Source organism: Streptomyces sp. NBC_00091 (assembly GCF_026343185.1).
Lineage (GTDB): Bacteria > Actinomycetota > Actinomycetes > Streptomycetales > Streptomycetaceae > Streptomyces.
The window spans coordinates 102,169-128,666 of record NZ_JAPEMA010000004.1 but is presented as its reverse complement, the minus strand read 5'-3'; the positions used below and the strand labels follow the sequence as shown (position 1 = coordinate 128,666).

The 26,498-nt window shown below is 72.1% G+C and carries 30 protein-coding genes; 17 read left to right on the top strand and 13 right to left on the bottom strand.

Annotated features, from left to right (window positions below):
• Positions 1–204: 204 nt before the first annotated feature.
• The 7 genes from OOK34_RS33700 (at position 205) to OOK34_RS33670 (ending at position 3,976) form a co-directional block, all read left to right on the top strand.
• Positions 205–1,452: a helix-turn-helix domain-containing protein gene (locus OOK34_RS33700; protein WP_267037971.1), complete on the top strand. Its 1,248-nt coding sequence runs from the start codon at positions 205–207 to the stop codon at positions 1,450–1,452.
• A 166-nt stretch (positions 1,453–1,618) separates the two neighbouring features.
• Positions 1,619–1,762 carry a hypothetical protein gene (locus tag OOK34_RS33695; protein ID WP_267037970.1) on the top strand — a complete coding sequence of 48 codons (144 nt, stop codon included), beginning with the start codon at positions 1,619–1,621 and terminating at the stop codon, positions 1,760–1,762.
• The gene (locus tag OOK34_RS33690) at positions 1,759–1,929 is read left to right on the top strand and encodes a hypothetical protein (protein ID WP_267037969.1); all 171 of its coding nucleotides are present in this window, start codon (positions 1,759–1,761) and stop codon (positions 1,927–1,929) included. The genes OOK34_RS33695 and OOK34_RS33690 overlap by 4 nt, the downstream gene beginning before the upstream one ends.
• Positions 1,922–2,140, top strand: coding sequence for a hypothetical protein (locus tag OOK34_RS33685; RefSeq protein ID WP_267037968.1), 219 nt, complete (start codon positions 1,922–1,924; stop codon positions 2,138–2,140). The genes OOK34_RS33690 and OOK34_RS33685 overlap by 8 nt, the downstream gene beginning before the upstream one ends.
• Entirely contained in the window at positions 2,137–2,628 is a 492-nt protein-coding gene (locus tag OOK34_RS33680) for a hypothetical protein (RefSeq protein WP_267037967.1), read from the top strand. Before OOK34_RS33685 ends, OOK34_RS33680 begins: the two co-directional genes overlap by 4 nt.
• Positions 2,629–2,726: 98 nt before the next feature.
• On the top strand, positions 2,727–3,635 hold the full coding sequence (locus OOK34_RS33675) for a radical SAM protein (protein WP_267037966.1): 909 nt from the start codon (positions 2,727–2,729) through the stop codon (positions 3,633–3,635).
• 20 nt (positions 3,636–3,655) lie between these two features.
• Positions 3,656–3,976, top strand: a complete 321-nt coding sequence (locus tag OOK34_RS33670; protein WP_267037965.1) for a hypothetical protein — start codon at positions 3,656–3,658, stop codon at positions 3,974–3,976.
• Positions 3,977–4,059: 83 nt separating this feature from the next.
• On the opposite strand, the gene OOK34_RS33665 is transcribed toward OOK34_RS33670, so the two are convergent.
• The gene (locus OOK34_RS33665; protein ID WP_267037964.1) at positions 4,060–4,440 is read right to left on the bottom strand and encodes a hypothetical protein; all 381 of its coding nucleotides are present in this window, start codon (positions 4,438–4,440) and stop codon (positions 4,060–4,062) included.
• A gap of 604 nt (positions 4,441–5,044) precedes the next feature.
• Positions 5,045–6,871, bottom strand: a complete 1,827-nt coding sequence (locus tag OOK34_RS33660) for a long-chain fatty acid--CoA ligase (protein ID WP_267037963.1) — start codon at positions 6,869–6,871, stop codon at positions 5,045–5,047.
• 85 nt (positions 6,872–6,956) lie between these two features.
• On the opposite strand from OOK34_RS33660, the gene OOK34_RS33655 reads away from it, so the two are divergent.
• Entirely contained in the window at positions 6,957–7,685 is a 729-nt protein-coding gene (locus tag OOK34_RS33655; RefSeq protein ID WP_267037962.1) for a MerR family transcriptional regulator, read from the top strand.
• A 10-nt stretch (positions 7,686–7,695) separates the two neighbouring features.
• On the top strand, positions 7,696–8,358 hold the full coding sequence (locus OOK34_RS33650) for a 1,4-alpha-glucan branching protein (RefSeq protein WP_267037961.1): 663 nt from the start codon (positions 7,696–7,698) through the stop codon (positions 8,356–8,358).
• A gap of 108 nt (positions 8,359–8,466) precedes the next feature.
• Here the strand turns inward: OOK34_RS33650 and OOK34_RS33645 are convergent, their stop codons facing one another.
• The 6 genes from OOK34_RS33645 to OOK34_RS33620 all read right to left on the bottom strand — a co-directional run bounded on the left by OOK34_RS33645 (position 8,467) and on the right by OOK34_RS33620 (position 15,765).
• Complete coding sequence (locus OOK34_RS33645; protein WP_267037960.1) at positions 8,467–10,638, bottom strand: 3-hydroxyacyl-CoA dehydrogenase NAD-binding domain-containing protein; 2,172 nt, start codon at positions 10,636–10,638, stop codon at positions 8,467–8,469.
• 45 nt (positions 10,639–10,683) lie between these two features.
• The gene (locus OOK34_RS33640) at positions 10,684–11,898 is read right to left on the bottom strand and encodes an acetyl-CoA C-acetyltransferase (protein WP_267037959.1); all 1,215 of its coding nucleotides are present in this window, start codon (positions 11,896–11,898) and stop codon (positions 10,684–10,686) included.
• Positions 11,899–11,940: 42 nt separating this feature from the next.
• Complete coding sequence (locus OOK34_RS33635; protein ID WP_267037958.1) at positions 11,941–13,083, bottom strand: acyl-CoA dehydrogenase family protein; 1,143 nt, start codon at positions 13,081–13,083, stop codon at positions 11,941–11,943.
• Between the two features lie 9 nt (positions 13,084–13,092).
• Positions 13,093–14,118 (bottom strand): LLM class F420-dependent oxidoreductase, encoded by a 1,026-nt coding sequence (locus OOK34_RS33630; RefSeq protein WP_267037957.1) that lies wholly within the window; start codon positions 14,116–14,118, stop codon positions 13,093–13,095.
• A complete protein-coding gene (locus OOK34_RS33625) occupies positions 14,118–15,245 on the bottom strand; it encodes a CaiB/BaiF CoA-transferase family protein (protein ID WP_267037956.1) in 1,128 nt (375 codons plus the stop codon). Before OOK34_RS33625 ends, OOK34_RS33630 begins: the two co-directional genes overlap by 1 nt.
• 103 nt (positions 15,246–15,348) lie before the next feature.
• Entirely contained in the window at positions 15,349–15,765 is a 417-nt protein-coding gene (locus OOK34_RS33620) for an MmcQ/YjbR family DNA-binding protein (protein ID WP_267037955.1), read from the bottom strand.
• Positions 15,766–15,861: 96 nt separating this feature from the next.
• Between OOK34_RS33620 and OOK34_RS33615 the strand changes: the two genes are divergently transcribed.
• The gene (locus OOK34_RS33615) at positions 15,862–17,061 is read left to right on the top strand and encodes a trans-acting enoyl reductase family protein (RefSeq protein WP_267037954.1); all 1,200 of its coding nucleotides are present in this window, start codon (positions 15,862–15,864) and stop codon (positions 17,059–17,061) included.
• Here OOK34_RS33615 and OOK34_RS33610 read toward each other — a convergent pair.
• Positions 17,058–17,798: an endonuclease V gene (locus OOK34_RS33610; RefSeq protein ID WP_267037953.1), complete on the bottom strand. Its 741-nt coding sequence runs from the start codon at positions 17,796–17,798 to the stop codon at positions 17,058–17,060. The genes OOK34_RS33615 and OOK34_RS33610 overlap by 4 nt on opposite strands.
• A 26-nt stretch (positions 17,799–17,824) precedes the next feature.
• Between OOK34_RS33610 and OOK34_RS33605 the strand changes: the two genes are divergently transcribed.
• Complete coding sequence (locus OOK34_RS33605; RefSeq protein WP_267037952.1) at positions 17,825–18,124, top strand: YciI family protein; 300 nt, start codon at positions 17,825–17,827, stop codon at positions 18,122–18,124.
• A 12-nt stretch (positions 18,125–18,136) separates the two neighbouring features.
• Positions 18,137–18,616, top strand: coding sequence for a GNAT family N-acetyltransferase (locus OOK34_RS33600; protein WP_267037951.1), 480 nt, complete (start codon positions 18,137–18,139; stop codon positions 18,614–18,616).
• Here the strand turns inward: OOK34_RS33600 and OOK34_RS33595 are convergent, their stop codons facing one another.
• Positions 18,617–19,708, bottom strand: coding sequence for an oxidoreductase (locus OOK34_RS33595; protein ID WP_267037950.1), 1,092 nt, complete (start codon positions 19,706–19,708; stop codon positions 18,617–18,619).
• A gap of 345 nt (positions 19,709–20,053) precedes the next feature.
• On the opposite strand from OOK34_RS33595, the gene OOK34_RS33590 reads away from it, so the two are divergent.
• Complete coding sequence (locus OOK34_RS33590; protein WP_267037949.1) at positions 20,054–20,470, top strand: SsgA family sporulation/cell division regulator; 417 nt, start codon at positions 20,054–20,056, stop codon at positions 20,468–20,470.
• 192 nt (positions 20,471–20,662) lie between these two features.
• On the top strand, positions 20,663–22,300 hold the full coding sequence (locus OOK34_RS33585) for an ABC-F family ATP-binding cassette domain-containing protein (protein ID WP_267037948.1): 1,638 nt from the start codon (positions 20,663–20,665) through the stop codon (positions 22,298–22,300).
• Here OOK34_RS33585 and OOK34_RS33580 read toward each other — a convergent pair.
• On the bottom strand, positions 22,286–22,471 hold the full coding sequence (locus OOK34_RS33580; RefSeq protein ID WP_267037947.1) for a hypothetical protein: 186 nt from the start codon (positions 22,469–22,471) through the stop codon (positions 22,286–22,288). The genes OOK34_RS33585 and OOK34_RS33580 overlap by 15 nt on opposite strands.
• 235 nt (positions 22,472–22,706) lie before the next feature.
• On the opposite strand from OOK34_RS33580, the gene OOK34_RS33575 reads away from it, so the two are divergent.
• The 3 genes from OOK34_RS33575 (at position 22,707) to OOK34_RS33565 (ending at position 24,981) form a co-directional block, all read left to right on the top strand.
• Positions 22,707–23,558: a Scr1 family TA system antitoxin-like transcriptional regulator gene (locus OOK34_RS33575; RefSeq protein ID WP_267037946.1), complete on the top strand. Its 852-nt coding sequence runs from the start codon at positions 22,707–22,709 to the stop codon at positions 23,556–23,558.
• A 38-nt stretch (positions 23,559–23,596) separates the two neighbouring features.
• Positions 23,597–23,842, top strand: a complete 246-nt coding sequence (locus tag OOK34_RS33570) for a hypothetical protein (protein WP_323183523.1) — start codon at positions 23,597–23,599, stop codon at positions 23,840–23,842.
• A 167-nt stretch (positions 23,843–24,009) separates the two neighbouring features.
• Positions 24,010–24,981, top strand: coding sequence for an acyl-ACP desaturase (locus OOK34_RS33565; RefSeq protein WP_267037945.1), 972 nt, complete (start codon positions 24,010–24,012; stop codon positions 24,979–24,981).
• Between the two features lie 98 nt (positions 24,982–25,079).
• Here OOK34_RS33565 and OOK34_RS33560 read toward each other — a convergent pair whose 3' ends face one another.
• Positions 25,080–25,316, bottom strand: a complete 237-nt coding sequence (locus OOK34_RS33560; RefSeq protein ID WP_267037944.1) for a WhiB family transcriptional regulator — start codon at positions 25,314–25,316, stop codon at positions 25,080–25,082.
• 102 nt (positions 25,317–25,418) lie between these two features.
• On the bottom strand, positions 25,419–26,441 hold the full coding sequence (gene ligD / locus OOK34_RS33555; RefSeq protein ID WP_267037943.1) for a non-homologous end-joining DNA ligase: 1,023 nt from the start codon (positions 26,439–26,441) through the stop codon (positions 25,419–25,421).
• Between the last annotated feature and the right edge of the window lie 57 nt (positions 26,442–26,498).

Here is a 26,498-nt window from a genome sequence, read left to right as displayed (position 1 = left end):
GGCACTCGAGCGGGCCCGGTGGCCGCTCCCCTCAATCGCCGCTGTGACCGGCCTGGCCGGGCTCGGACTCACCCTGTACCAGCTCGTCTCCAAGTAGAACAACGCCCCCTCTCGCCTACGGGCGGGAGGGGGCCCTTTCTGCATTCCCGCGCACCATCGCGTCGACGTACGCTGACGCCATCGGCATTCGAGAAGGGGCACCACGTGGATATCCCCAGCACCCTCACCACCGGCGAGCGCATTCGGCTGCTCCGCGAATCGCGCGGGATGTCCCGTCCCGTGCTGGCCGGGCTGTGTGGCCGCGGCCCGGACTGGCTCAAGAAGATCGAAAGCGGCGAGCGCGACCTCCGCTCGCACTCCCTGCTGATGCGTCTCGCGGCAGCGCTCCAGCTCAGTGACCTCCAGCTCCTCACCGGCACCACGACCGAAGTCGCAACACCGGTCGTGGTGCCGCTCGTCGGCGCCGGCCGCCTTGCCCATCCCGGCATGCCCGCGATCTGGGAAGCGGTCATGACCCGCCCTCTGATCTGGGACCTGCCCGCATCACCGCCGGACCCGGCCGCCCTGCGGAGCCGAGTGGACGACGCCTGGCAGCTCTGGCACACCTCCGACCACAACCGCACGCAGGTCTGTGACCTACTGCCGGGCCTGATTCGGGATGCCGAGACTGCGGTGCGGGCGCTGGACGGCTCCCGACGCCGGTCGGCGTACGCTGCGCTGTCGGAGGTGTACCGGCTTACCCAGCAGGCCACCGCCTACATTGCGACTGCCGAGATGGCCTGGGTCGTCGTGGACCGCGCGATGGCCGCCGCGCAAGCCTCCGATGACCCGGCGGCCATCGCCGCAGCGGCCTGGAGCCTCGCCAACATCCTCCGCAGCACCGCCCACCCCGACGAGGCGCTCCAGCTCGTCCAAGATGCCGCGTCCTTGCTTCGCCCCCACCTGGACGGCGCCCCCGATGACTGGCGTGGGGTGTACGGCGCGCTTCAGCTTCAGGCGGCGATCACCGCAGCCCGCGCAGGACGGACCGGTGACGCGTGGCGCTACTGGGATGCGGGCGACCAAGTCGCCAAGTCGCTGCCAGTGGCCTACGTCCACGCGTCGACGATGTTCAGCCGCACGAACGTCGACTTCCACCAGATCGGCGTCGCAACCGACCTGTCGGCCGCCGGCCAGGCGCTCACCCTCGCTGACGAAGTGGACCCGGATGCGATGCCTTCGCTGGAGCGCCGATCGCGGCTCTGGATCGATGTGGCTCGTGGGCATCTTCACCGGGGGGAACGAACGGCCGCGCTGCACGTCATGAAGATCGCGCATGAGATCAATTCAGAGACCGTGGCTTACACCCCGGTCGCGCGTACCGCGGTCCTTGACCTGTGGCGGGAGGCCCCGCATGCACTTCGGGCTGAGGCCAGCGTTCTCGCCGAGGCGGTAGGAGTCACGACCGCGTAGGGAATAGGGACAACCTGGGGTAGGGGGACAATCTGTCCCCCTACCTCGCTTTGTGCGCCCATATGGTGACGGTATGTCATCACCAAGGAGGCGCAGGATGGTTCGAGGGTGGCATGCCTCGCTCGCGCGCAACACTGAGCTGAGCACCGATCAGGGAACCGGGGAGGTGCGCATCCCGCTTGCCCTGTTCGACGTCGACGCCCACCAGGGCGACGCCGAGCTGGTCCTCAACCGGCGCGAAGCCCGCTCGCTCCTGGAGCGCCTCGCTGTGGTGGCGTCGGCCGCGCCTGCGGCAACGGAGTCGGCATGACCGGCCCGATGCGCAGCTGCGCCCGCGACGTGCTCAGCATCGAAACCCCGGACGACCCCTTGGCGGGGGTCGCCGCGGTGGCCGAACCCAGCGCGGATCTGCTCGACCGGGCCCGCCGCGGCTGGGAGCGCTTCCTCGGCACCTGCTCGGAGGCGGCGGATGAGTGAGCAGTACGAGTACGTCCCCCACCGGCTGCTGCGTAAGCGGGTCCGTGACATCGCGTCCGGCACCGAGGGCGAGTTGATGGCCGTGATCAACGAGAACGTGTCGGGCTCGGTCGCCTGCGAGCGCTGGATGGAGCTGGCGTACATCCGGGGCCCGTCCGGCCGGGAGTTCACCACCGCCGTCGACAACGTCGAGCCGGTGGCTGGTCGATGACGGCGTCTCCGCCGGCCGGACTGCATTGGCACGCGTACGCCTACACCGGCCCCAGGGGCTACATCCCCGACCACGAGCAGGAGGCGCCGCTCGACTCGGCCATCTGGCCGATGCGCCCAGCGCGCGAGATCGTGGCGACGCTGGAGGAGCCCGAGGACGCCGAGGCGTGGATGCGGCAGCAGCTCCGCCTGAACCTCCCGGCTGAGGCGGAGCACGGGCACGCGTCCGCAGCGCTCTATCTCCGCCAGCAGCTCTACATCGAGCAGCATGAGGTGCCGTGGGCGACGTACATCGACCGGCACGGGCGGTATCCCTGGTCGGCCGCAGCGGAGTCGGCGCCGCTCGGCCGGCCGGGCTTCCCTGCGCGCTGGCTCATAGCTCCTGCCCCCAGCTGGGGCTGTGTCCCGGCCCGCAGGGCCTACCAGCTCCACCCGCGCTGCGCCGGCATCGACCCGAATTGCACGGCGTGCGGTGGGCTGCCGGACTAGGCCACCCGCACTCCTGACACCCGTCCGGCCGTGTATCTGCCAGGACCCACGGCCGGACCGGGCCTCGTACCTCCCGACTTCATCAAGGAGGCACCACCATGAGTACCACCACCTTGCCCGGCTCCAACCTCAAGTTCGCGTGGCTGGAGGTCACCGGCCGTTGCAACGAGCGCTGCACCCACTGCTACGCCGATTCCGGACCCGAGCGCGGCCACGGCACGATGACGGTCGCCGACTGGGTGCGCGTCATCGACGAGTTCGCGGCCATGGGCGGTGCCGACGTTCAGTACATCGGCGGTGAGCCCACCCTGTACCCGCACCTGCCCGAGCTGATCGCCCATGCCGCCGGCCGGGGCCTCGGGATCGAGATCTTCTCGAACATGACGCACATCAAGCCCGAGGTCTGGGAAGCCATCACCGCGCACGGCGCCAAGCTCGCCACCTCGTACTACAGCGACAACGCCGCCGAGCACGACGACATCACCAAGCTCCGGGGCGCGCATCGGAAGACCCGCGCCAACGTGCAGAAGGCCGTCGACCTCGGCATCCCGATCCGCGGCGGCGTCGTCACCCTCCGCGAGGGACAGCGCGCCATGGAGGCCGTCACCGACCTCAAGAGCATCGGCGTACAGCAGGTCGGCGGCGACCGGATCCGCGCGTTCGGCCGGGCCAGCGAGGGCGCGCGTCCGCAGATCAAGGATCTGTGCGGGCACTGCGCTCACGAGAAGTGCGCGATCGGCCCGGACGGCGCGGTTTGGCCGTGCGTGCTCGGGCGCTTCATCGATGTCGGCAACGTACGGGAGGAGCCGCTCGCGGACATCTGGACCGGCGACCGCCTCGCCCAGGCGCGCTCCGACATCGCCGCGGTTCACGGGCCCGGTGCCGCAGCGTGTACCCCGCCGCAGTTCCTGCCGATGTGCGGCCCCTGTGGGCCCTGTGTCCCGTCCGTGCAGCACTGTGACCCGGAGGAGGCCCCGCTCCAGGCCGCTACGATCGCCACCACCTGACCGCATCTGGAGGACACCTCATGGACCCGCACGGCGAGAGCTTCCTCGGCTGGCCTGCCCCGCCGGGGCAGGAGCGGAGCGAAGAGCAGTGGGCGGCCATCGCCGGGCAAATCCGGCACGCCGCGAACAAGCTCGGCGAGCCCCTGCCGGCCTGCCTGCCGGGTGAGCCCCGCCAGTGCGGAAGGTCCGCACAGCAGCACGCGTTGGCATGGGCGGCCGAATTGAAGGCCCGCTCGCACCACCTGATCGAGACATACGCACCGTCGGCGGAGGCTGCCACCTACGCCGCGGGGGCGCTGTATCGGGAGCGGCTAGCCGCGCTGCGGACGCCGTCCTCCTGAGAAGTAGCCCCGGCCGGGCCCCTTCCGGCCGGGGCTTCTCCCTTTCCGCCTCCGGTCAGTCGAGGGCCCGCTCCGCGACGCGGTCAGTAGCTTTTGGAGTTTCGCTCCAGCCAGCGCCCGTACCAGGCCATTAGCTGGAGCGTCGTCTTCAGCCCCAGCCGCTCGCGGGCACTCGCCAGTCCGTCGCTCACCCACCGGTCGCTCTTGCCTAGCTTCCTGCCCGCTCCATCTTGGGATTCGCCCGCATGCAGCTGCTCCAGGATGTCCATCTGCCGGTCGGTCAGCACAACCTCACCGGCGACCGCCACGGCCTGGGCCCAGGGGAGCGCGTTCTCCCAGTAGATCTTGAAAATTTGCCGGGCCCACATCACCGAGCTGCGGTCCGCAACGTGCCAGCCGCTGTGGTTTTCGGTGCGCGTGACGTGGTCCTCGATGAACAGCGACTTCTGGTCCACAACGATCATTCGCGGGAAGCGTCCAGCCACCGCCTTTACCTCCCCACCAGCCCCCATGAGCGCTGCCACGTAGGCCTGCGTGGCGGGGTCGGCGGCCGCCGTCGACCGGTACAGCAGCCGAAGCGCGCCGCTCCTGCGAGAGGCCGGCGGCGATGCGGGTCTCCCGGAGGCGCGCCCCGATGATCCAGCGGCGGGCGAGTACCCAGGCGGGCGGGCGCTCTTGTGGCGGCACGGTCCAACGCCGGCCGCTCCATGATCGTGAACCTTACGCTGACCATTTCGCTCGAGCGAACAACAGTACGCTTCCATGCTTGAAACTTGCACATTGCACGTGATTTCGTGAGCCCGCAGACCCCATAGAATCCCGCTCGAACCGGTCCGCAGCCGGCATGAGCGGGTGCCTGCCGCACCCACCCCACCCTGCGGCCAGGCGCAACGACGCCCCGACCCTTGTCTCCGCAAAGACCGGTCGGGGCGTCGTCGTGTTTGCTGGGTGCAGGCACATGTTTTTGGTTGGGAGATATCCGACCACTACCCGGTCATCGGCCGCTAGCCGCGGCAGCCGCAGGGCCGTTCGCGGGTGCCCGCCCTCCCGGGCACCCGCGGACACCGGTCAGGGAGCTTCGTACAGGGCCTCGATCAGCGGGCCGTACTTCTCCCGGACCACCCGGCGGCGCAGTTTCAGCGACGGGGTGAGTTCTCCCGTCCCGGGGCCCCACTCCTCGGCGAGCAGCCGGTAGCGCTTGATCTGCTCGGTGCGATTGAGCCGGGCGTTCGCGGCGGCGACCGCGCGGGCGGTCTCCTCCAGGACGGCCGGATGCTCGGCGAGTTCGGCGAGGGAGGCGGCCCGGATGCCCCGGGCGGCCGCCCAGGCCGGGGCCAGCTCGGGGTCCAGGACCAGCAGGGCGACCAGGTAGGAGCGGCCGTCCCCGTGCACCAGGGCCTGGCCGATCAGCGGGTGTTCCTTGACGGTGTTCTCCACCAGGGCCGGGGAGACGTTCTTGCCGTTCGAGGTGATGATCAGCTCCTTCTTGCGGTCGGTCAGCCAGAGGAAGCCGTCCTCGTCGAGCCGGCCGATGTCCCCGGTGGGGAACCAGCCCTCGGCGTCGGCCGCGCTCTCCACCGACCCGTCGGGCCGCAGGTACCCCTCGAAGACGGTCGCGCCACGGGTGAGGATCTCCCCGTCCGCGGCGAGCTTCAGCTCCAGCCCCTCGATCGGCCGGCCCACCGAGCCCAGCCGGAACCCGTCCGGGCTGTTGCTGTTGACGGTGCACACGCCGGAGGTCTCGGTCAGCCCCCAGGCGTCCATGATGGTGATCCCCCAGCCGGCCCAGAAGCGGACCACGTCGATCGGCATCGGCGCCGTGGCACTGCCCGTCCAGACGAGCCGGTCCAGCCCGGCCATGCGCAGCAGCGGGTCCAGCACCCGCTCCTTCGCCGCGGCGTACGAGGCTTCGAGCGCGGCCGGCACCTCCTCGCCGCGCTCCCGGTGGCCGGCCCGGGCCCGCGCCAGGTCCCCCGCCCCCTCGATGGCACCGCGCTGCTCCTCGGGCAGGCCCGCCAGGACCGCCCGTACGCCGGCGGCGAGCTTCTCCCAGACCCGGGGCACGCCGAAGAACTGCACGGGACGCAGCTCGCGGACCGCGGCCGCCACGGCGGTGGGGTCGGCGACCAGCCGGACGTGGGCGGCGCGCAGCAGGGGCAGGTAGATGCCGAGGATCCGTTCGGCGATGTGCGCGAAGGGGAGGTAGCAGACGTGCTCGGCGTGCTCGGGCAGCTGGACGTTGCGGTCGAGGCGGACGGACTGGAGCAGGATGTTGCGGTGGGTCAGCCGGACGCCCTTGGGGTCGCCGGTGGTGCCGGAGGTGTAGACGACCGTCAGGGGGTCTTCGGGGCGGGTCTCCCGCCAGGCCTTCTCGAAGGCGTCGGCCCGGTGCAGCCGGGCGCCGCTCGCGTACAGGGAGCCGTAGGTGGTGTGCGGGCCGGCTTCGGCGGCCTCGGCGACGACGAGCCGCTCGAGCGGGGTCCGCGGGTCGTCCAGCAGCGGCGCCCAGCGGTCCGTTTCGCGGGCGCCCTCGACGACGGCCAGCCTGGCCCTGCTGTGGCGGGCGATGTGGGCGATCTGCTCGGGCGCGGAGGTTCCGTAGACGGTGACGGGGACGGCGCCGAGGTGGACCAGGGCGAGGTCGCTGAGCCAGTGCTCGGGGCGGTTGCCCATCATCAGCAGGACGTGTTCGCCGCGCTCGACGCCGAGGGCGGCGTATCCGGCGGCCAGGACGGCCGTCTTGCGGCGGACCTCGTCCCAGGTGAGGGTCGTCCAGCCGTCCCCCTCGCGCCAGGACAGGGCGGGCAGGTCCGGGTGCTCGGCGGCGTTTCGGGCCAGCAGGGCGGGCAGGGTCAGTTCTTCGGGTCGTCCGGGCAGTCGCAGGTTCGTGGTCATGGGCAGCTCCTGGCCGTTTCACATCGTTGGTGCGACAGCAATACTGTTGAACCCAAGCTGTGGAGCAGAGAGCGAGGCGCAGACGATGGCCGACCAGGCGACCGAGCCGATGCTCACCGTGGACGAGCTGGCTTCCAAGGCCGGTGTCACCGTCCGCACCGTACGGTTCTACAGCACGCGCGGGCTTTTGCCCCCTCCCGTGATCGGACCCCGTCGGGTGGGGCACTACGGTCCGGAGCACCTGTCCCGGCTGGCGCTGATCGAGGAGCTCCAGCACCAGGGGATGACCCTGTCGGCGATCCAGCGCTACCTGGACGCGCTGCCCGACGACCTGAGCGCGCACGATCTGGCCATCCACCGGGCGCTGGTGGCGACCTGGGCGCCGGACGCGGCGCAGGAGGTGTCGCGGGCGGAGCTGGAGAAGCGGGCCGGGCGCGGCCTGTCGGACGGCGACCTGCGCCGGCTGGCCGCGATGAACGTGCTGTCGCCGTCCGGGGAGGGCTTCCGGGTGGACGTGGGCCTGCTGCGGCTGGGGGTCGCGCTGCTCGACGTACCGATCGCCCACGAGACGCTGCTGGTGGCGCGGCGGATCCTGCTGGAGCACGCGCGGACGGCGGCGCACCAGCTGACGGAGCTGTTCCGGGACGAGGTGTGGGGGCCGTTCACGCAGGACGAGGACGATCCGGAGCGGGTTGAGTCGATGAAGGCGCTGTCCGCGCACATGCAGCCGATGGTGGTCCAGGCCCTGGTGACGGCCTTCCAGCGGTCGCTGAAGGAGGAGTTGAAGGCTGCGTTCGCCCCGGAGGGCGGGTAGGTTCACCCGCATGGCTGTCATCCACCACACCACGCTGACCCCGACCAAGCTCGAACTCCTCACCGCTTGGCTCCCCTTGAGGTCCTGGTTCCAGGGCAAGGAGGACGCCGCCGACTTCGCCAAGGCGGGCGGGTTCCGGCTCGACGACCCCGAGGGCGAGGTGGGCATCGAGTTCATGGTGGTCACCGACACCTCCGGGGAGGAGCCGGTCGCCTACCTGGCCCCGCTCACCTACCGGGGCGCCCCGCTGGAGGGCGCGGAGGCGGGCCTGATCGGCACCCTCGAGCACGGGGTGCTGGGCACGCGCTGGGTCTACGACGGTGCCCACGACCCGGTCCTGGTCGAGCAGTTGCTCGCGCTGCTGGCCGGCCGGGCGGCGGCCCAGGCCCAGAGCGAGACCGACTCCCCCGACCCGACGGTCGAGGTCCGCCCCGAAGGGCGCGGCGTACCGGCGGGCCTGACCGGCCCGGGGAAGGTGACGGACACCGCCGGGGGCACCGAGATCGCGGTGGGCCCGGCGGGACGGGACACCCCGGCCCTGACGCTGGCCCTGACCCGGGTGCTGCGTCCCGGGACCGCCTCCGGGGAGGGCCTGCTCGGACAGGTGCTGGCCGGCTGGTCCGCCCCGGACGCCGCCGGGGAGCGCGGGGTGTTCGCGTTCCTGCGCGCCTAGGCCGACGCCGAGGGCGGTCGTCCGCGCCCACCGGCACGCCTCCGGAGCCCGCCAGAAGGGCCCGGTTTCAGGTCCCGGGCCCGTCTTCACGGGCCCGGGACTGGGGCGCTAGTCCGCGTACGTCTCGCCGCGCTCGGCCTTCGCCACCAGGGAGGCCGGCGGGGCGAAGCGCTCGCCGTAGGTGGCGGCCAGCTCACGGGCGCGGGCGACGAAGCCCGGCAGGCCGCCCTCGTAGCCGTTGATGTACTGGATCACGCCGCCGGTCCAGGCCGGGAAGCCGATGCCCATGATGGAGCCGATGTTGGCGTCGGCGATGGAGGTGAGCACGCCCTCGTCGAGGCAGCGGACGGTGTCCAGGGCCTCGGAGAAGAGCATCCGCTCCTTCATGTCGACAAAGGGGATCCCGGCGTCCGGCTTGGCGAAGTGCTCGCGCAGGCCCGGCCAGATGCGGGTGCGCTTGCCGGCCTCGTCGTACTCGTAGAAGCCGCCGCCTCCGCTGCGGCCCGGGCGGCCGAACTCGTCCACCATCCGGTCGATGACCCGGTCGGCGGGGTGCTCGGCCCACGCCCGGCCCTCGGCCTCGAAGGCCTTGCGGGTCTCGTTGCGGATCTTGCGCGGGAGGGTGAGCGTCAGCTCGTCCATCAGCGAGAGCACCTTGGCCGGGTACCCGGCCTGGGCGGCGGCCTGCTCGACGGAGGCGGGCTCGATGCCCTCGCCGACCATCGCCACGCCCTCGTTGATGAACTGGCCGATGACACGCGAGGTGAAGAAGCCGCGCGAGTCGTTGACCACGATCGGGGTCTTGTTGATCTGGCGGACCAGGTCGAAGGCGCGGGCGATGGCCTCGTCGCCGGTGCGCTCGCCCTTGATGATCTCCACCAGCGGCATCTTGTCGACGGGCGAGAAGAAGTGCAGGCCGATGAAGTCGGCGGGGCGCTTCACGCCCTCCGCGAGCCCGGAGATCGGCAGGGTGGAGGTGTTGGAGCAGAGCAGCGCGTCGGGCGCGATGACGTCCTGGATCTCCTGGAACACCTTGTGCTTGAGGGCGGTGTCCTCGAAGACCGCCTCGATGACGGCGTCGCAGCCGGCCAGGTCGGCGGCTTCGGCGGTCGGGGTGATCCGGGCCAGCAGCTCGGCCCGCTTGGCCTCGGTGGTGCGGCCCCGGGAGAGCGCCTTGTCGAGCAGCTTCTCGGAGTACGCCTTGCCCTTGGCGGCGGCCTCGGGGGTGACGTCCTTGAGGACGACCTCGATGCCCGCGCGGGCGCAGGAGTAGGCGATGCCCGCGCCCATCATGCCGGCGCCGAGGACGGCGACCTTGCGGACCCCCCGCGCCTCCACGCCCTGGGGGCGGCTGCGGCCGGCGTTGACGGCCTGGAGGTCGAAGAAGAACGCCTGGATCATGTTCTTGGCGGTCTGGCCGGTGACCAGCTCGGTGAAGTACCGGGCCTCGATGGTCAGGGCGGTCTCGAAGTCCACCTGGGAGCCCTCGACGGCGCAGGCCAGGATGTTGCGCGGCGCCGGGTACGGGGCGCCGTTCAGCTGCTTCTTGAGGTTCGCGGGGAAGGCCGGCAGGTTGGCGGCGAAGCGCGGGTTGGACGGCGTACCGCCGGGGATCTTGTAGCCGGGGACGTCCCAGGGCTGCTTCGACTCCGGGTTGGCGTCGATGAAGGCCCGGGCCTTGGCGAGCATCTCCTCGGGCGTGGCGGCCAGTTCGTGGACGAGCCCGTTGTCGAGGGCGCGCTGCGGGGTGTACTGGGTGCCCTGGAGCAGGACCTTGAGGAGGGCGTCGGCGATGCCCATCAGGCGCACGGTGCGGGTGACCCCGCCGCCGGCCGGGAGCAGGCCGAGGGTGACCTCGGGCAGGCCGATCTTGGAGCCGGGGGCGTCGAGGGCCACGCGGTGGTGGGAGGCGAGGCAGATCTCGTAACCGCCGCCGAGGGCGGCGCCGTTGATCGCGGCGACGACCGGCTTGCCGAGGGTCTCGATGCGGCGCAGCGAGCGCTTGATGGCGGTGCCGGTCTCGAAGGCGAGGCCGGCGTCCTCCGGGCGCAGCCGGATCATGTCCTTGAGGTCGCCGCCGGCGAAGAAGGTCTTCTTGGCGGAGGTGTAGATGATGCCGCGGATGGAGTCCTTCTCGGCCTCGGCGCGGTCGGCGATCGCCGCGATGGAGTCCTTGAAGGCCTGGTTCATCGTGTTGGCGGACTGGCCGGGGTCGTCGAGGACCAGGGTGACGACGCCGGTCTCGTCCTGTTCCCAGCGGATCGTGGTGGACTCGCTCATGTTCGCTACTTCCGTGTGAGGGGCGGGATCAGGGATCAGGACGGTTCAGACGCGTTCGACGATGGTGGCGACGCCCATGCCACCGCCGACGCAGAGGGTGACGAGCCCGTAGCGCTTGTCCTGGCGCTCCAGTTCGTCGACGACGGTGCCCAGCAGCATGGCGCCGGTGGCGCCGAGCGGGTGGCCGAGCGCGATGGCGCCGCCGTTGACGTTGACCTTGTCGAGGGAGACGCCCATGTCCTTGACGAAGCGCAGCACGACGCCCGCGAAGGCCTCGTTCATCTCGATCAGGTCGATGTCGTCGATGGTGAGGCCGGCCTTGGCGAGGGCCTTGCGGGTGGCCGGGGCGGGGCCGGTGAGCATGATGGTGGGCTCGGAGCCGGAGACGGCGGCCGAGACGATCCGCGCGCGGGGGCGCAGGCCGTTCCGCTCACCGGCCTCGCGGGTGCCGATGGCGACGAGGGAGGCGCCGTCGACGATGCCGGAGGAGTTGCCCGCGTGGTGGACGTGGTCGATCTTCTCCACCCAGTGGTACTTCTGCAGGGCGACGGCGTCGAAGCCGCCGAGGTCGCCGATGTCGGCGAAGGAGGGCTTCAGCTTGGCCAGGGTGTCGGCGGTGGTCCCCGGGCGGACGAACTCCTCGTGGTCCAGGACGACCAGGCCGTTGCGGTCGGTGACCGGGACCACGGACTTCGCGAAGCGGCCCTCCTTGATGGCCGTGGCGGCCCGCTCCTGGGAGAGGGCGGCGTACTCGTCCACGTCGCGCCGGGAGAATCCCTCGATGGTGGCGATCAGGTCGGCGCCGATGCCCTGCGGGACGAAACCGGTGTCCCAGTTGGTCATGGGGTCGGCGAACCAGGCGCCGCCGTCGGAGGCCATCGGGACGCGGGACATGGACTCCACGCCGCCCGCGAGGACCAGGTCCTCCCAGCCGGAGCGGACCTTGGCGGCGGCCAGGTTGACGGCTTCCAGGCCGGAGGCACAGAAGCGGTTCTCCTGTACGCCGGCCACCGTGTCGGGGAGGCCCGCGGCGATGGCCGCGATACGGGCGATGTCGGAGCCCTGGTCGCCGACCGGGCCGACGACGCCGAGCACGATGTCGTCGATGGTCGCCGGGTCCAGCCCGGGGTTGCGCTCGCGCAGGGCGTGGATGAGGCCGACGACCAGGTCGATCGGCTTCGTGCCGTGCAGGGCGCCGTTGGCCTTGCCGCGGCCGCGCGGGGTGCGGATCGCGTCGTATACGTAAGCTTCGGTGCTCACTGGTCAAGCCTTTCGGGGAGGTCTGGGTCTTGGCCCTGGGTCTTAGCCGAGGAGGGAGCGGCCGATGATCTCTTTCATGATCTCGGTCGTGCCGCCGTAGATGGTCTGGATACGGCCGTCGGTGAAGGCCCGCGCGACCCGGTATTCGGTCATGTACCCGTACCCGCCGTGCAGTTGCAGGCAGCGGTCGGCGACCCGCTTCTGGAGCTCGGTGGCCCACCACTTGGCCATCGAGGCGTGGACGTGGTCCAGTTCGCCGTTCGCGTGGTCGGTGATGCAGCGGTCGAGGAAGGTACGGGTGACCGCGCACTCGGTGGCCATCTCGGCGATCTCGAAGCGGATGTGCTGGAGCTTGGAGAGCGGGCGCCCGAAGGCCTCACGCTCCTTCACGTACTGCGTGGTGATCTCCAGCAGGTGTTCGGCGGCGGCGATGGCGGCCATCGCGATGCCCATCCGCTCCTGCGCGAGGTTGGTCATCAGGTGGACGAACGCGCCGTTCAGCTCGCCGAGCAGGTTCTCCTTGGGGACGCGTACGTCGTGGAAGAACAGCTCGGCGGTGTCCTGGGACTTCTGGCCGATCTTGTCGAGGTTGCGGCCGCGTTCGAAACCGGCCGTGCCGCGCTCGACGACCAGCAGCGAGAGCCCGTGCGCCCCGCCCTCGGGGGTGGTCTTCGCGACGACGATCACCAGGTCGGCGAGGATGCCGTTGGAGATGAAGGTCTTGGAGCCGTTGAGCACCCAGTGGTCGCCCCGGTCCTCGGCGCTGGTCCGGATCCCCTGGAGGTCGGATCCCGCGCCCGGCTCGGTCATCGCGATCGCGGTGATGGTCTCGCCGGAGCAGAAGCCGGGCAGCCAGCGGCGCTTCTGCTCCTCGGTGCCCAGCGAGGTGAGGTAGGGCCCGATGATGTCGTTGTGCAGGCCGATGGCGAGCCCCGGGGCGCCGGCCCGGGTGAACTCCTCCGCGATCACGGCCGCGTAGCGGAAGTCGGAGTTCCCGCCGCCTCCGTACTCCTCGGGAACGGCCAGGCCCAGCAGCCCCTGCCGGCCGGCGGCCCGCCAGGCCTCCCGGCTGACGATGCCGTCCTTCTCCCACTGCTCGTAGTGCGGCAGCACCTCCTTGTTCAGGAAGGTGCGTACGGTCTCGCGGAACGCCTCGTGGTCGGCGTCGAAGATGCGGCGTCGCATCGGATCCCCCTACAGCCAGCTCTTGACGGTTTCGATCAGCCGGGCGGGCTCGGGGCCGACCGGCGTGACGTTGAGCATGGTGACGCCGGCCTCCCGGAAGGCCGCGACGCGCTCGCGCACGTACCCCTCGGGCCCGCACAGGGTCATCAGCTCGCAGAACTCGTCCGGGACGGCCGCCGCCGCGTCGCGCTTGCGGCCGGAGAGGTAGAGCTCCTGGATCCTGCGGGCCGCGTCCCCGTACCCGTAGGCGACGGCGAGGTCGTTGTAGAAGTTCTTGCCGGGCGCGCCCATGCCGCCGACGTACAGGGCGATCTGGGGGCGCGCGAGGTCCCGCGCGGCGGCGGCGTCCTCGCCGATGGCCAGCAGGCCGCCCGCGACGGTCTGCAACGGGCCCAGCTCCGGCGCCCGTTCGGCCGCGCCCTCGGCCAGGGCGCTCCCCCACACGGCGTGGGCCTTCTCCGGGACGAAGAGGGTGGGCAGCCAGCCGTCGGCGATCTCGGCGGTCATCGCCACGTTGGCCGGGCCGAGCGAAGCGATGTAGACGGGGATCCGGTCGCGGACCGGGCGGGTCAGGATCTTCAGGGGCTTGCCGTGCCGGCCGCCCTTCTCGGGCGGCAGCGGCATGTCGGTGATGCCGTGGTGGTCGATCGTCTCGCGGCGCCAGATGCGCCGGCACAGCTCGACCGTCTCGCGGGTCCGGCCGAGCGGCCTGTCGTACGGCTTCCCGTGCCAGCCCTCGACCACCTGCGGGCCGGAGGCGCCGAGCCCGAGCAGGGCCCGGCCGCCCGACATCGCGTCCAGTCCGGCGGCGGTCTGGGCGATGAGGGCGGGGGTGCGGGAGTAGACGTTGACGATGGCCGAGCCGATCTTCATCCGCTCGGTGCGCGCAGCCAGATAGCCCATGATCGTCGGGGAGTCGAAGCCCCAGGCCTCCGCGACCCACACGGCGTCGAGGCCGGCCGACTCCAGCGCCGCCGCCTCGTCGGCGGCCCGGCGCGGATCGCCCGCGTAGTCGAGCAGCATGGACAGTTCCATCAGGCGCCCTTTCCGGCGAGGCCCGGCACGTCCCAGTCGCGGGCCACGGATGCGGTGTCGGCCCCCGGCTGCGCGGGCCCGCCGGTGATGACGGCGGGGGTCGCGGAGAAGCGGGGGGCGGGGGCGGGCTGGGTGATCCCGCCGAAGTCGGTGAAGGTGGCGCGGGCGGCGAGGTGCGGGTGGTGCGGGGCCTCGCGCAGCGAGAGCACCGGGGCCACGCAGGCGTCCGTCCCCTCGAAGACCTCCGTCCACTCGGCGCGCGTACGGCTCTTGAAGCGGGCGGCGACGGCCTCGCGCAGCTCGCCCCAGCGGGCCAGGTCCTTGCGGGCGGGCGCCTCGTCCTTGATGCCGAGCAGTTCGGTGAAGGTGTCGTAGAACTGCTGCTCCAGCGCGCCGACCGCCATGTACTGGCCGTCGGCGGTCTCGTAGGTGCCGTAGAAGGGGCAGCCGCCGTCGAGGAGGTTGGCCCCGCGCCGGTCCTGCCAGCCGCCGGCCGCGACCATGCCGTGGATCATGGCGGTGAGGTGGGCGGTGCCGTCGACGATCGCGGCGTCCACGACCTGGCCGGCGCCGCCGGGGGTGCGGGCGTGCTGGAGGGCGGCGAGGACGCCGATGACCAGGTAGAGCGAGCCGCCCGCGTAGTCCCCGACCAGGTTGGCGGGGACGGCCGGGGGCTCGCCCGGGTTGCCGATCATGCCGAGCGCCCCGGTGACGGCGATGTACGCGATGTCGTGCCCGGCGGTGTGGGCGAGCGGGCCCTCCTGGCCCCAGCCGGTCATCCGGCCGTAGACCAGCCGCGGGTTGCGGGCGAGGCACTCCTGGGGGCCGACGCCGAGCCGCTCGGCGACCCCGGGGCGGAAGCCCTCGATCAGTACGTCGGCCCGCTCGGCCAGCTCCAGCACCCGGGCGGGGCCCTCGGCGGACTTCAGGTCGACCAGGACGGAGCGCTTGTTGCGGTTGGTGATGTCGTACGCCGGGTCGATCGCGAGCCCGCCGCCGCCGGGCCGGTCCACGCGGACGACGTCGGCGCCGAGGTCGGCGAGCAGCATCGCGGCGAACGGGCCCGGGCCGATGCCCGCCAGTTCGACGACGCGTACTCCCGCGAGCGGGCCTGCTGTCACTGCCATCGAGCCCCCAGCATCCTGGTGTACGGGTGTGCAGGTGTGTGACACAACCGATGTAACACCAGTGATGCTAGGAACGCGCCCCACTCAGCACAAGAGCAAGCGCTTAGCCGGTTTCCCGTTTGGCCGGTTCCACGACCCGCGCGATCCGGGCGTCGAGGACCGCGACGTGCCGTTTGAGCGCGACGGTCCGGTAGCTCTCCTCCACCCACTCGCACAGCACCTCCACCGGCGGCGCCCCCTTCTCCCCCAGCGGCACGGAGACCCACCCCGCCCGGCCGAGCCCGTACCCGGTCGGCTCCGCCCCGGGGGCGGCCATGGCGTGCCCGTGCAGCGCCTCGTCCTTGAGCTTGACGGAGAGACCGGGCGACTGGGGGCCGTCGGCGTTCCCCAGGAAGACGAAGATCTTCTTGTTGACCTTCACCACACCGTCCTCGGGCCCCCACGGATGCTCCTCCACGGCCTCCGGCAGCCCCAGCGCGAACTCCCGCACCGCCTCCCACTTGCGCACCGCAGCCTTCATCGACGCCTCCCACTTACCGCAGGTCACACCTGCTCGCACGGACAGTCGACTCCCACGCTAGCCTCAGCCACCGACACCAGCTGGGAGGAGCGGTTCATGAACGAGCACGTCCACGGCAGCCGTCCGGGGCGGGACTTCGACCTCGTACTCTTCGGCGCCACCGGATTCGTCGGGGCGCTGACCGCCGAGTACCTCGCCGAGCACGCCCCCGCCGGCTGCCGGTGGGCCCTGGCCGGGCGGGACCCGGGCAGGCTGGAGCGGCTGCGCGAGCGGCTCGCCGCGCTCAACCCGGCCTGCGCGGACCTGCCGCTGCTGCGGGCGGACGCCTCCGACCGGCAGGCGATGCGCGAACTGGCCGCCGGCACACGGGTGCTGGCCACCACCGTGGGGCCGTACATCTGGTACGGGGCGGAGCTGGTCGCGGCCTGCGCCGAGGCGGGCACCGACTATGTGGACCTCACCGGCGAGCCGGAGTTCGTCGACCGGATGTACGTCGAGCACGACCTGCGGGCCCGTGAGACGGGGGCCCGGCTGGTGCACGCGTGCGGCTTCGACTCGATTCCGGCCGACCTCGGCGCGTACTTCACGGTGGGCCGGCTGCCCGAGGGGGTGCCGCTGCGGGTGGACGGGTTCCTGCGGTCCAACGCGATGGCCTCCGGCGGCACCCTGGCCTCCGCCCTCACCGCGCTGGGCCGGGGGCCGCAGACCCTGGCCGCCGCGCACGCCCGCCGGCTGCACGAGCCCCGGCTGCCGGGGCGCCGGGTACGCGGACCCGTGGGCGCCCCGCGGTTCAGCCGGGAGACCGGGACCTGGGCGCTGCCGCTGCCCACGCTGGACCCCCGGATCGTGGCCCGTTCGGCGGCCGCGCTGGAGCGGTACGGGCCGGACTTCCGCTACCGCCACTACGCCTCCGTACGCCACCTGCCGGTCGCGGTGGGCGCGACGGCGGCGGTGGGCGCCGCGGCGGCGCTGGCGCAGGTCCCGGCGGCCCGGCGGTGGCTGATGGGCCGCTGGGAACCGGGCCGCGGCCCGGACGCGGAGCGGCGTGCCCGCAGCTGGTTCACGGTCCGCTTCGTCGGCGAGGGCGGCGGCCGCCGCGTGCTCACCGAGGTGTCGGGCGGCGACCCGGGCTACGGGGAGACCGCGAAGATGCTGGCGCAGTCCGCGCTGTGCCTGGCCTACGACGCCCTCCCGGAGACCTCCGGCCAGGTCACCACGGCGGTGGCCATGGGCGACGCCCTGCTGGACCGCCTCCAGAAGGCGGGCATCCGCTTCCGCGTGGTGGCGGAGGACTAGGGGGTGTCCTGGGCGGTGTCCTGGGCGGTGTCCTGGGCGGTGTCCTGGGCGGTGTCCTGGGCGGTCGCCTCGCGCAGGGCGCGCCGGCAGAGCGAGTCGGCGTGGCGGGTGGTCTCGGGGATCCGGAAGCGGGGGCTCAGGGCCAGGGCGTGGGCGCAGGCGCCGTCCAGCGAGACCCGGTGGCCGACGGACACGTAGACCGGCTTGATCCCGTCCTGGGTGCGCAGCGCCCGGCCGACGACGGCTCCGTCGGGCGCGAGCAGCGGGGAGGCGTCGCCGCGCCGGGCGCCCGGCTCCTCGTACGTGAAGGTGAACGGGTTCTTCGCCACGCCCATGCTGGGGAGCCCGGTGACCACCCCGAGGTGGCAGGCCAGGCCGAAGCCGCGCGGGTGGGCGAGGCCGTAGCCGTCGCAGACGACGAGGCCGGGGGTGACCGGGAGGGCCTCGAGGGCGGCGAGCACGGTCGGCAGCTCGCGGAAGGCGAGGAGGCCGGGCACGTAGGGGAAGCTGACGTGCCCGACGGCGGTGGACTCGGCCACGACCTCGAGGGTGGCGGCGTCCAGGACCACGGCGGCGGCCGCGACCAGGTCGCGCTCGTCGTCGTAGGCCACGTCCACCCCGGCGACCAGCCCCTGGCCGGGCTGGGGGCCGGCCTCGTCGAGCACGACACGGCTGCGCAGTTCGTCCTGTATCGCCCGGGCCTCGGCCTCGTTGGCGGGGGTCTTCACACTCGTCATGATGGTGCGAGAGTAGCCTGACGATCATGTTCGTCATGGAGCTCTCCTACACCGCGCCCGTCGAATCCGTCGAAGAGGAGATGGACGCGCACATCGCCTGGCTGGACGGCTACTACGCGTCCGGCGTCTTCCTCGCGTCGGGCCGCAAGGTCCCGCGCGACGGCGGGATCATCCTGGCCGGCGGGGTCTCGCGCGCGGAGATCGAGAAGATCGCGGCCGAGGACCCCTTCACGCTGGCGGGCGTCTGCGCCTACCGCATCACGGAGTTCATCGCCGCCAGGACCTCGGCCGACCTCGCCCCGGTCCGCGAGAACCCCGCGGCCTGACCAGGAGGAACCATGCAGCCCCGCCCCGCACTCCCCGCCGACATCCCCGAGCTGATACGCCTGCGCGCCGTCGCCCTCGCCTCCCTCGGGGTGGACCCCGGCGCCGGTGACGCCCCCTGGCGGGACGTCGCCGACGGCTGGTTCCGCGAGCGGCTGACGGGGCGGCCGGACGTGCACTGCCTGGTCGTCGGCGGCGCCCCGGGGCAGCCGCTGCTGGCCACCGGGATGGCCTGGGTGACGTACCACCTGCCCAGCCCCCGCTGGACGGACGGCCGCCGCGGCTACCTCGACGCCATCGTCACCGACGAGGCCGCCCGCGGCCGGGGCCACGGCCGCCGGATCGTCGACGGGCTGGTCGCCTGGCTGAACGGGATCGGCATCCACTACGTCCAGCTGCACGCCAGCGCCGACGGCGAACCGGTGTACCGGGCCGCCGGGTTCACCACCGGCCTCTACCCGGGCATGGACCTCTTCACCGAGGCCGCCCCCTGATCAGCGCCGCTCCAGCCGGGCCACCCGCCCCTTCTCCCCCGCGGCCCAGCAGCCCCCGTCGGCGGCGCAGTCGACGGTGTCGAAGGAGCCCGTCTCCAGCGGCCGCCAGGTGCGCCCCGCGTCCGTGGTGACGTCCGTGCCGGTCGGGCCCACGGCCAGGGCCGTGGAGCGCCCGTACGGGTACCAGGCCGCACCCGAGCGGTAGGCGGGCGGCGGGGTCCCCGCCTGGCTCCAGCTCCCGCCCCCGTCGGCGGAGCGGGCCGCGGCGCTGGGCGAGGCCTGGCCCGTACGGTAGTCGCCGCCGACCGCGAGGCCCGTCGTACGGTCGCGGAAGGCCAGGGCGAACACCCCGCGCGCCGGGTCGCCGCCCGGGACGGTGGAGTCGGCGACCCGCCAGGTCAGGCCCCGGTCCGCGGAGTGCAGCACCCGCGCGGCCGGGCCCCCGCCCGTGGCCAGCCACACGTCCCGCGGCCCGGCGGCCGTCAGGCACTGGCCGCTCGCCGCGAACCCGGCCTCGCCGGGCAGCGCCTGCGGCATCCCGGCGTCCGGCAGCACCCGCCAGCTGCGCCCGCCGTCGTCGGTGGCCAGCAGGCGGAACTTCCCGTCCACCGGGTCGCTCACGGCCAGCCCGTGCCGGGAGTCGAAGAAGGTCAGGCAGTCGTAGAAGGCGCGCGGGTCGGGGTTGCGGAAGGCTTCGGTCCAGGTCGCGCCGCCGTCCTCGGTGCGCAGGACCCGCGAGGCCTCGCCCTCGCCGATGGACAGGGCCACGGCCCGCCGCGCGTCGAAGGCCTCGATGTCGCGCAGTTCCAGCCCCTCGGCCACCGCCCCGGGCGGGGACACGTCCCGCCAGCTGCGGCCGCCGTCCCCGGTGCGCAGCACCCGCCCCTTGGAACCGGCCACCCAGGCGGCCTGGCGGCTGACCACCGCCAGGCCGCGGAAGCGGACGTTCGCGGCCTCCTGCCCGGTCTCCTTGAGCGCCCAGCCGGCGTCCCGCAAGCCCGGCCCGGGCACCGCCGCGGCCGGGTCGCCGCCGCCGGTGTCCGCCTGAGCCGGTGCGGCCACCAGCCCGACCAGCAGAGCCGCCGCGCACATGCCAACTCCCAGAAGTCTCATGGCGCGGGAAGCTAACGCACCCCACCTGCCCCGTCCAGGGCGCCTCTCCGGCCCCGTCCGGGCCCTTCCGGCGCCGGATTACGCCTGTGGAGTGAGCGGTTACCGGCCTAGTTGCGATCACCTTGGTGGGTGTACCGCCGACGGTCGGTCCTTGACCCGTCCCTCCTCTCTGCTCACTCTGTGCGATCACACGGATGAGATCGCGCCAATCGGTGACACAGCTCACGTCATCCGCCATGCACGGATTTGCCGATTCCGGCGTCTATCCGGTTGCCGGGCTCCACCCCACAGCCCGACAGCAGATCCGCCGCAAGGGAGCGAGCCTTGATCACTGTCATCGAGCAGGCCGTGCAGGCCCGACTGGTCGCCACCGCACCGAAGGTCGAGACCGTCCCCGTCACCCTCTGCTACGACCGCTCGGATCCCTTCGCCGTCCGCATGGCCTTCCCCGCCCTGGCCACGCTGGAAGGCGTCGAGGTCTCGTGGACCTTCGCCCGGGAGCTGCTGATGTCCGGGGTCCGCCACCCGGCCGGCTGCGGTGACGTACGGGTGCGGCCGTACGACGGGGACCGGACCACCGTCGAGTTCCACGCACCCGAGGGCGTGGCGATCGTGCTGATGACCACCGCCGAGCTCCAGCGGTTCCTGGAACGCACCCGCGAACTCGTACCGCCGGGGCTGGAACACCGCTACCTCGACATGGACCACAGCCTCGACGAGCTGATGCGCGGATCCTGCTGACTTATTCGTTTGCGGGCGGCCCCGGGCCGCCCGTAGCTTCGTAGGCGCCCCACAGTCGCCGAAACGGAGTAGGACATTGATCTTCTGAGGTCCGAGACACCGGCCTTCACCGCAACCGCATCCTCGCGGTCCCGGTGGCAGTCGGCTGTTTCCCCGCGTTGCACGCACCATTCACGCAACCTGGAGGCCTCCATGAGTCATGCCCCTACTTTCGTCACCTGCTCCGCCCTGTCCTTCGGCTGGCCCGACGGCACCCCCGTCTTCGACGGGTTCCAGCTGGCCGTCGGGCCCGGCCGAACCGGCCTGATCGGGCTCAACGGCTGTGGGAAGTCGACCCTGTTGAAGCTCCTCGCCGGCGAACTGGCCCCGTCCGGGGGCCAGGTCTCCGTCGCCGGAACCATCGGCTACCTCCCGCAGAACGCCACCTTCGAGACGGCCCTGCGGGTGGACGAGGCGCTCGGCATCCGCACCGCCCGCACGGCCCTGCACGCCATCGAGGCGGGTGAGGCCACCGAGGCCAACTTCGCGGCCGTCGGCGACGACTGGGACGTGGAGGAGCGGGCCCTGGCCACCCTCGACCAGCTCGGCCTCGCCGGGATCGGCCTGGACCGCACCGTCGGCGAGCTGTCGGGCGGCGAGTGCGTCCTGCTGCGGCTGGCGGCGCTGCTGCTCGCCCGGCCGGACGTACTGCTGCTCGACGAGCCCACCAACAACCTGGACCTGCGGGCCCGGCGCCGCCTGTACGCGGCCGTCGAGTCCTGGTCCAAGGTGATGGTGCTGGTCAGCCACGACCGGGAGCTGCTGGAGCGGGTCGACCAGATCGCCGACCTCCGCGACGGCGAAGTCCACTGGTACGGCGGCAACTTCACGGACTACGAGCAGCTGCTGGCGGCCGAGCAGGAGTCGGCCGAGCGGATGGTCCGGGTCGCCGAGGCCGACGTACAGCGCCAGAAGCGCGAACTCGCCGAGGCCCAGGTCAAACTGGCCCGGCGCAAGCGGTACGGCCAGAAGATGAACGAGAACAAGCGCGAGCCGAAGATCGTCATGGGGGCCCGCAAGCGCGCCGCCCAGGAGTCGGCGGGCAAGCACCGCATCATGCACGCCGAGAAACTGGCGGACGCCCGGGAACGGCTGGACCAGGCGGCCCTCGCGGTCCGCGACGACGCCGAGATCCGGATCAAGCTGCCGGCCACTCAGGTCCCGCCGGGCCGACGGGTGCTGACCCTGAGCGATCTGCACCCGGCCCACGGGGCGCGGGCCGCGGGCGAGTGGGAGGTGCGCGGTCCGGAGCGGATCGCCCTGGTCGGCGCGAACGGCTCGGGCAAGACGACCCTGCTGCGGACGATCGCCGGGCTGCTGCCGCCCCTGTCCGGGGAGGCGGTGACCCATGTTCCCGCGCGCTTCCTGCCGCAGCGGCTCGACGTACTGGACGACGAACGCTCGGTGGTGGAGAACGTGGCGCGGTTCGCCCCGCACGCCACGAACAACGTGATCCGGGCGCGGCTCGCGCACTTCCTGTTCCGGGGCGCCGGGGCGGACCGGGCGGCCGGCACCCTCTCGGGGGGCGAGCGGTTCCGGGCGGCGCTCGCGGCGCTACTGCTGGCGGAGCCGGCTCCGCAGCTGCTGATGCTGGACGAGCCGACGAACAACCTGGACCTGGCGAGCGTACGGCAGCTCGGCGGGGCCCTGGAGTCCTACGAGGGCGCGCTGCTGGTCGCCAGCCACGACGTGCCGTTCCTGGAGTCGATCGGCATCACGCGGTGGCTGCTGCTCGACGGTACGCTCCGGCCCACCACGGCCGAGGAGGTCCGGGGCTCAACGGGGCAATAAGGCCCAGGACTTGGTCCCGCCGCGCGGGGTCAGGACCGGGGTGAGCCCCCAGTCGCCGCCGCCGGACTCCACGGCCCGGGCCAGCAGCCACATCGCGCGGCTGCGCCGGCGCCGGCACTCCTCGCCCGCCTCGGGCGAGGAGTGCGCGGGGCCGCGGAGGGTGCCCGTCATCGTGCTGCTCCGACTCTGAGGTGCGCGGTGTGATCGACATCGTGATCAAAACGTGGACGGACAAGGAGTGGCCGTACCGGGGCGAGGGGTCACCCCGTGTGAGACTTGCGCTACCGACCGTAGCGCAAGCGGGTGCGCAGCGCTGCTACTTGTACGACCAGATGATGTTTTCTCATGCCATTTCCGGACGGCCGCGCGGCTCACCCATGCCCGCCTCCGGAGGAGAGGGGCACCCGTGCCACCCAGGAGCACGCCGACCGCCCGCCAGCAGCGACTCGGCGCCGAGCTGCGCAAACTCCGCGAGGAGTCGGGCACGACGGTCCAGCAGGCGGCGGCTCTCCTGGGCGTCGACCGGACGCGGATCCCGAACATCGAATCCGGCCGGATCGGCATCACCGCCGAGCGCGTCCGCACCCTCGCCTTCAACTACGACTGCCCCGACACCGGACTGGTCGACGTGCTCGCGGCGATGGCCCAGGAACGGGAGAAGGGGTGGTGGGAACGGCACCGCCGGATGCTGCCGCCCGGCCTGCTCGACATCTGCGAGCTGGAACACCACTCGGTCGCCCTGCACACGGCCGTGACCACCCACATACCCGGCCTGCTCCAGACCGAGGCACACGCGCGGGCGGTCTTCGACACCGCGGACCCGCCGCTGCCGGAACCCGGCCTCCAGGCACGGCTGGCCCTGCGGATGAACCGCCAGCGGGTGTTCGCCCGCGAGCACCCGCCGCTGTACGAGGCGGTGGTGCACGAGGCCGCGCTGCGGATGCAGTTCGGCGGGCCGAAGGTGGCGCGGGCCCAGCTCGAGCACATCTTGGAGCAGTCCGAGAGGGCCCGTACGACGGTCCTGGTGATCCCCTTCACCGCCGGGGGCTTCCCGGGAGCCGGGCAGTCCTTCACGTACGCCGCCGCGGTGACCGGCCGGCTGGACACCGTGCAGCTCGACAGCTCGCACGGCTCGATGCTGCTGGATTCGCACATGAAGCTCCTGCGCTACCGCGGGCTGCTGGAACGGCTGCGCTCACTGGCGCTGCCGGCCGGCGCCTCGCGCGATTTCGTCCACGCCATCGCCCAGGGCCTCTGAGCGCCCGCCCCCGATCGTCGAGGAGACGAGAGACCCACATGAGCACGACGACCACGACCACCGCCACCGCGACCGCCACCCGCACCGCCACCCGCGCCGCCATCGCCTGGGACGAGGCCTTCTGCAGCGAGGGGGCGAACTGCTTCCGCTTCGGCCGCGACGCCGACGGCAGGGCGTACATCGGGACGACGGAGTCCGCCGACTACGTCACCGACTCGATCGATGCGCTCCGCGCGCTGATCTCGGCCGTCAAGGCAGGAGACGCGGACCACCTTCTGGCGTGATTCTCACCCCCGCGGAGCCGCTCCACACCCCCTCGAACTGCACAGATAACCGGATGTAGCCGGACAGAACGATGGCTGGGGCTTGGCGGTCCTTGATGTCGCGCTTAACCTACGACTCCGTAGGCTACGGAACCGTAGGTAATTCGCTTTGTCCCCCAGGAGCACCCGTGACGATCACCTCTCCCCACCTCGGCAGCTCGGAGGCGTGGACCGACGCCAAGCTGCTGTACGCGCTGGAAGAGGTGGTCGAGAAGGAACTCAACCGCCATCTGAAGGTCACCAAGGACTGGATGCCCCACGAGTACGTCCCGTGGAGCGACGGCCGGAACTTCCCCGGCTTCTTCGAGGACGGCGAAGCCTGGGACCCCCAGCAGTCCAAGGTCACTGACATCGGCAAGATCGCCCTCGTCGTGAACCTGCTGACCGAGGACAACCTCCCCAGCTACCACCACGAGATCGCGACCCTTTTCGGCCGCAACGGCGCGTGGGGCACCTGGGTGCACCGCTGGACCGCCGAGGAGGGCCGCCACGGCATCGTGATGCGCGACTACCTGCTGGCCTCGCGCGCCGTGGACCCGGACAAGCTGGAAGCCTTCCGGATGCAGCACATGTCGGAGGGCTTCGAGTCCGACAACAGCCACTCGATGCTGCACTCGGTCGCGTACGTCGCCTTCCAGGAGCTCGCGACCCGCATCTCGCACCGCAACACCGGCCACCAGTCCGGTGACCCGGTCTGCGACCGGATGCTGGCCCGCATCGCGCAGGACGAGAACCTGCACATGATCTTCTACCGCAACCTGCTGGGCGCGGCCTTCGAGATCGCCCCGGACCTGACCATGCAGGCCGTACGGGACGTCGTCGTCAACTTCCGGATGCCCGGCCACGGCATGCCCGGCTTCGAGCGGATGGCCGCGCAGATGGCGATCGGCGGGGTCTACAACCTGCGGATCCACCACGACGACGTGCTGAGCCCCGTGATCCGCTTCCTGAAGATCATGGACATCGACGGTCTGGGCCCGGACGGGCAGAAGGCCCAGGAGGAGCTCGGGCTCTTCATGAACGGCCTGGACAGCGAGGCCCGCAAGTTCGACGAGCGCCTGGCCGCGCGCGCCGCGCGGCTGGCCGCCCGCAAGGGCTGAGCCGGCCGCCCGGTCGGACGTCGACGCAGCCCCCCGGCAGAGCCATGCTCCGCCGGGGGCTGCGTCGTACGCGGCCGGGCGGGTGTCGGGCCCGGGCGTCAGCCGCGCGGACGCAGGGCGAGCCGCTCGGACTCCGAGAGGCCGCCCCAGACGCCGAAGCGCTCGTCGTTCGCCAGGGCGTACTCCAGGCACGCCGCCCTGCCCTCGCACGCCCCGCACAGCCGCTTCGCGGCCTGGTGCGAGGAGCCCGGCTCCGGGAAGAAGAAGCTCGGGCCCGTCTGGGCGCACAGGGCGAGGTCGTACCAAGCGGGGGCGGCAGTGGGGTTCATCGACATGCGCCGATCGTGGACCCATGGGATGGACGTCCGATCAACGCCTGATCAACACCAGGTCACGGCCCTCCCCCAGCATCGCACCCGGCACTGACAGCACCCTGCTCACACGTCCTCGTGCTTGGCGCGGCTCGGCTGGACGCGCTTGGGTTCGCCCGGCATCTTCGGGTAGTCCGGGGGGTAGGGCATGTCCCCCAGGCCGTGCTCGTGTTCGTCGCGGGCGGCCAGTTCCAGTACGGCGTCCAGGCTGAAGGCGTGCTCGTCCATGTCGGCGTGCAGATCGCCCAGCTCGGCGAAGCGCGCCGGCATCGTCACGATGTCGAAGTCGCGCGGCTCCGCGTCGTCCACCTCGTCCCAGCGCAGCGGCGCCGAGACCGGGGCGTGCGGGCGGGGGCGGACGGAGTAGGCCGAGGCGATGGTCCGGTCGCGCGCCGTCTGGTTGTAGTCGACGAAGATCCGCTCGCCGCGCTCCTCCTTCCACCAGGCCGTGGTGACCTTGCCCGGCATCCGCCGCTCCAGCTCCCGGCCCAGGGCGATCGCGCACCGGCGGACCTCGGTGAAGGTCCAGCGCGGCGCGATCGGCACGAACACGTGCAGGCCCCGGCCGCCCGAGGTCTTGGGCCAGCCGCGCAGCCCCAGCTCCTCCAGCAGGGCCCGCAGTTCGTGCGCGGCCGCCACCGCGTGGTGGTAGTCGGTGCCCGGCTGCGGGTCCAGGTCGATGCGCAGTTCGTCCGGCCGGTCGGTGTCCTCGCGGCGCACCGGCCAGGGGTGGAAGGTCAGGCAGCCCAGATTGGCGGCCCACAGGACGGCGGCCGGCTCGGTCGGGCAGATCTCGTCCGCCGTGCGGCCGCTGGGGAAGGCGATGTGCGCGGTCGGGATCCAGTCGGGCAGGTTCTTCGGGGCGCGCTTCTGGAAGAAGGACTCCCCCTCCACCCCGTCCGGGTACCGCTCCAGGGTGGTGGGGCGGTCGCGCAGGGCGCGGGTGATCCCGTCGGCGACGGCCAGGTAGTACTCGGCGACGTCCCGCTTGGTGAGGCCGCGCTCCGGGAAGTACACCTTGTCCGGGCTGGACAGCCGCACCGTCCGCCCGCCGGCCTCGAGCTCGATCGCACCACCCGCAGCACCCATGTGCGCCACGGTAGGCGTGCGCGCCCGGGCGCGCATACCGGGCGGGCCCGGACGTAC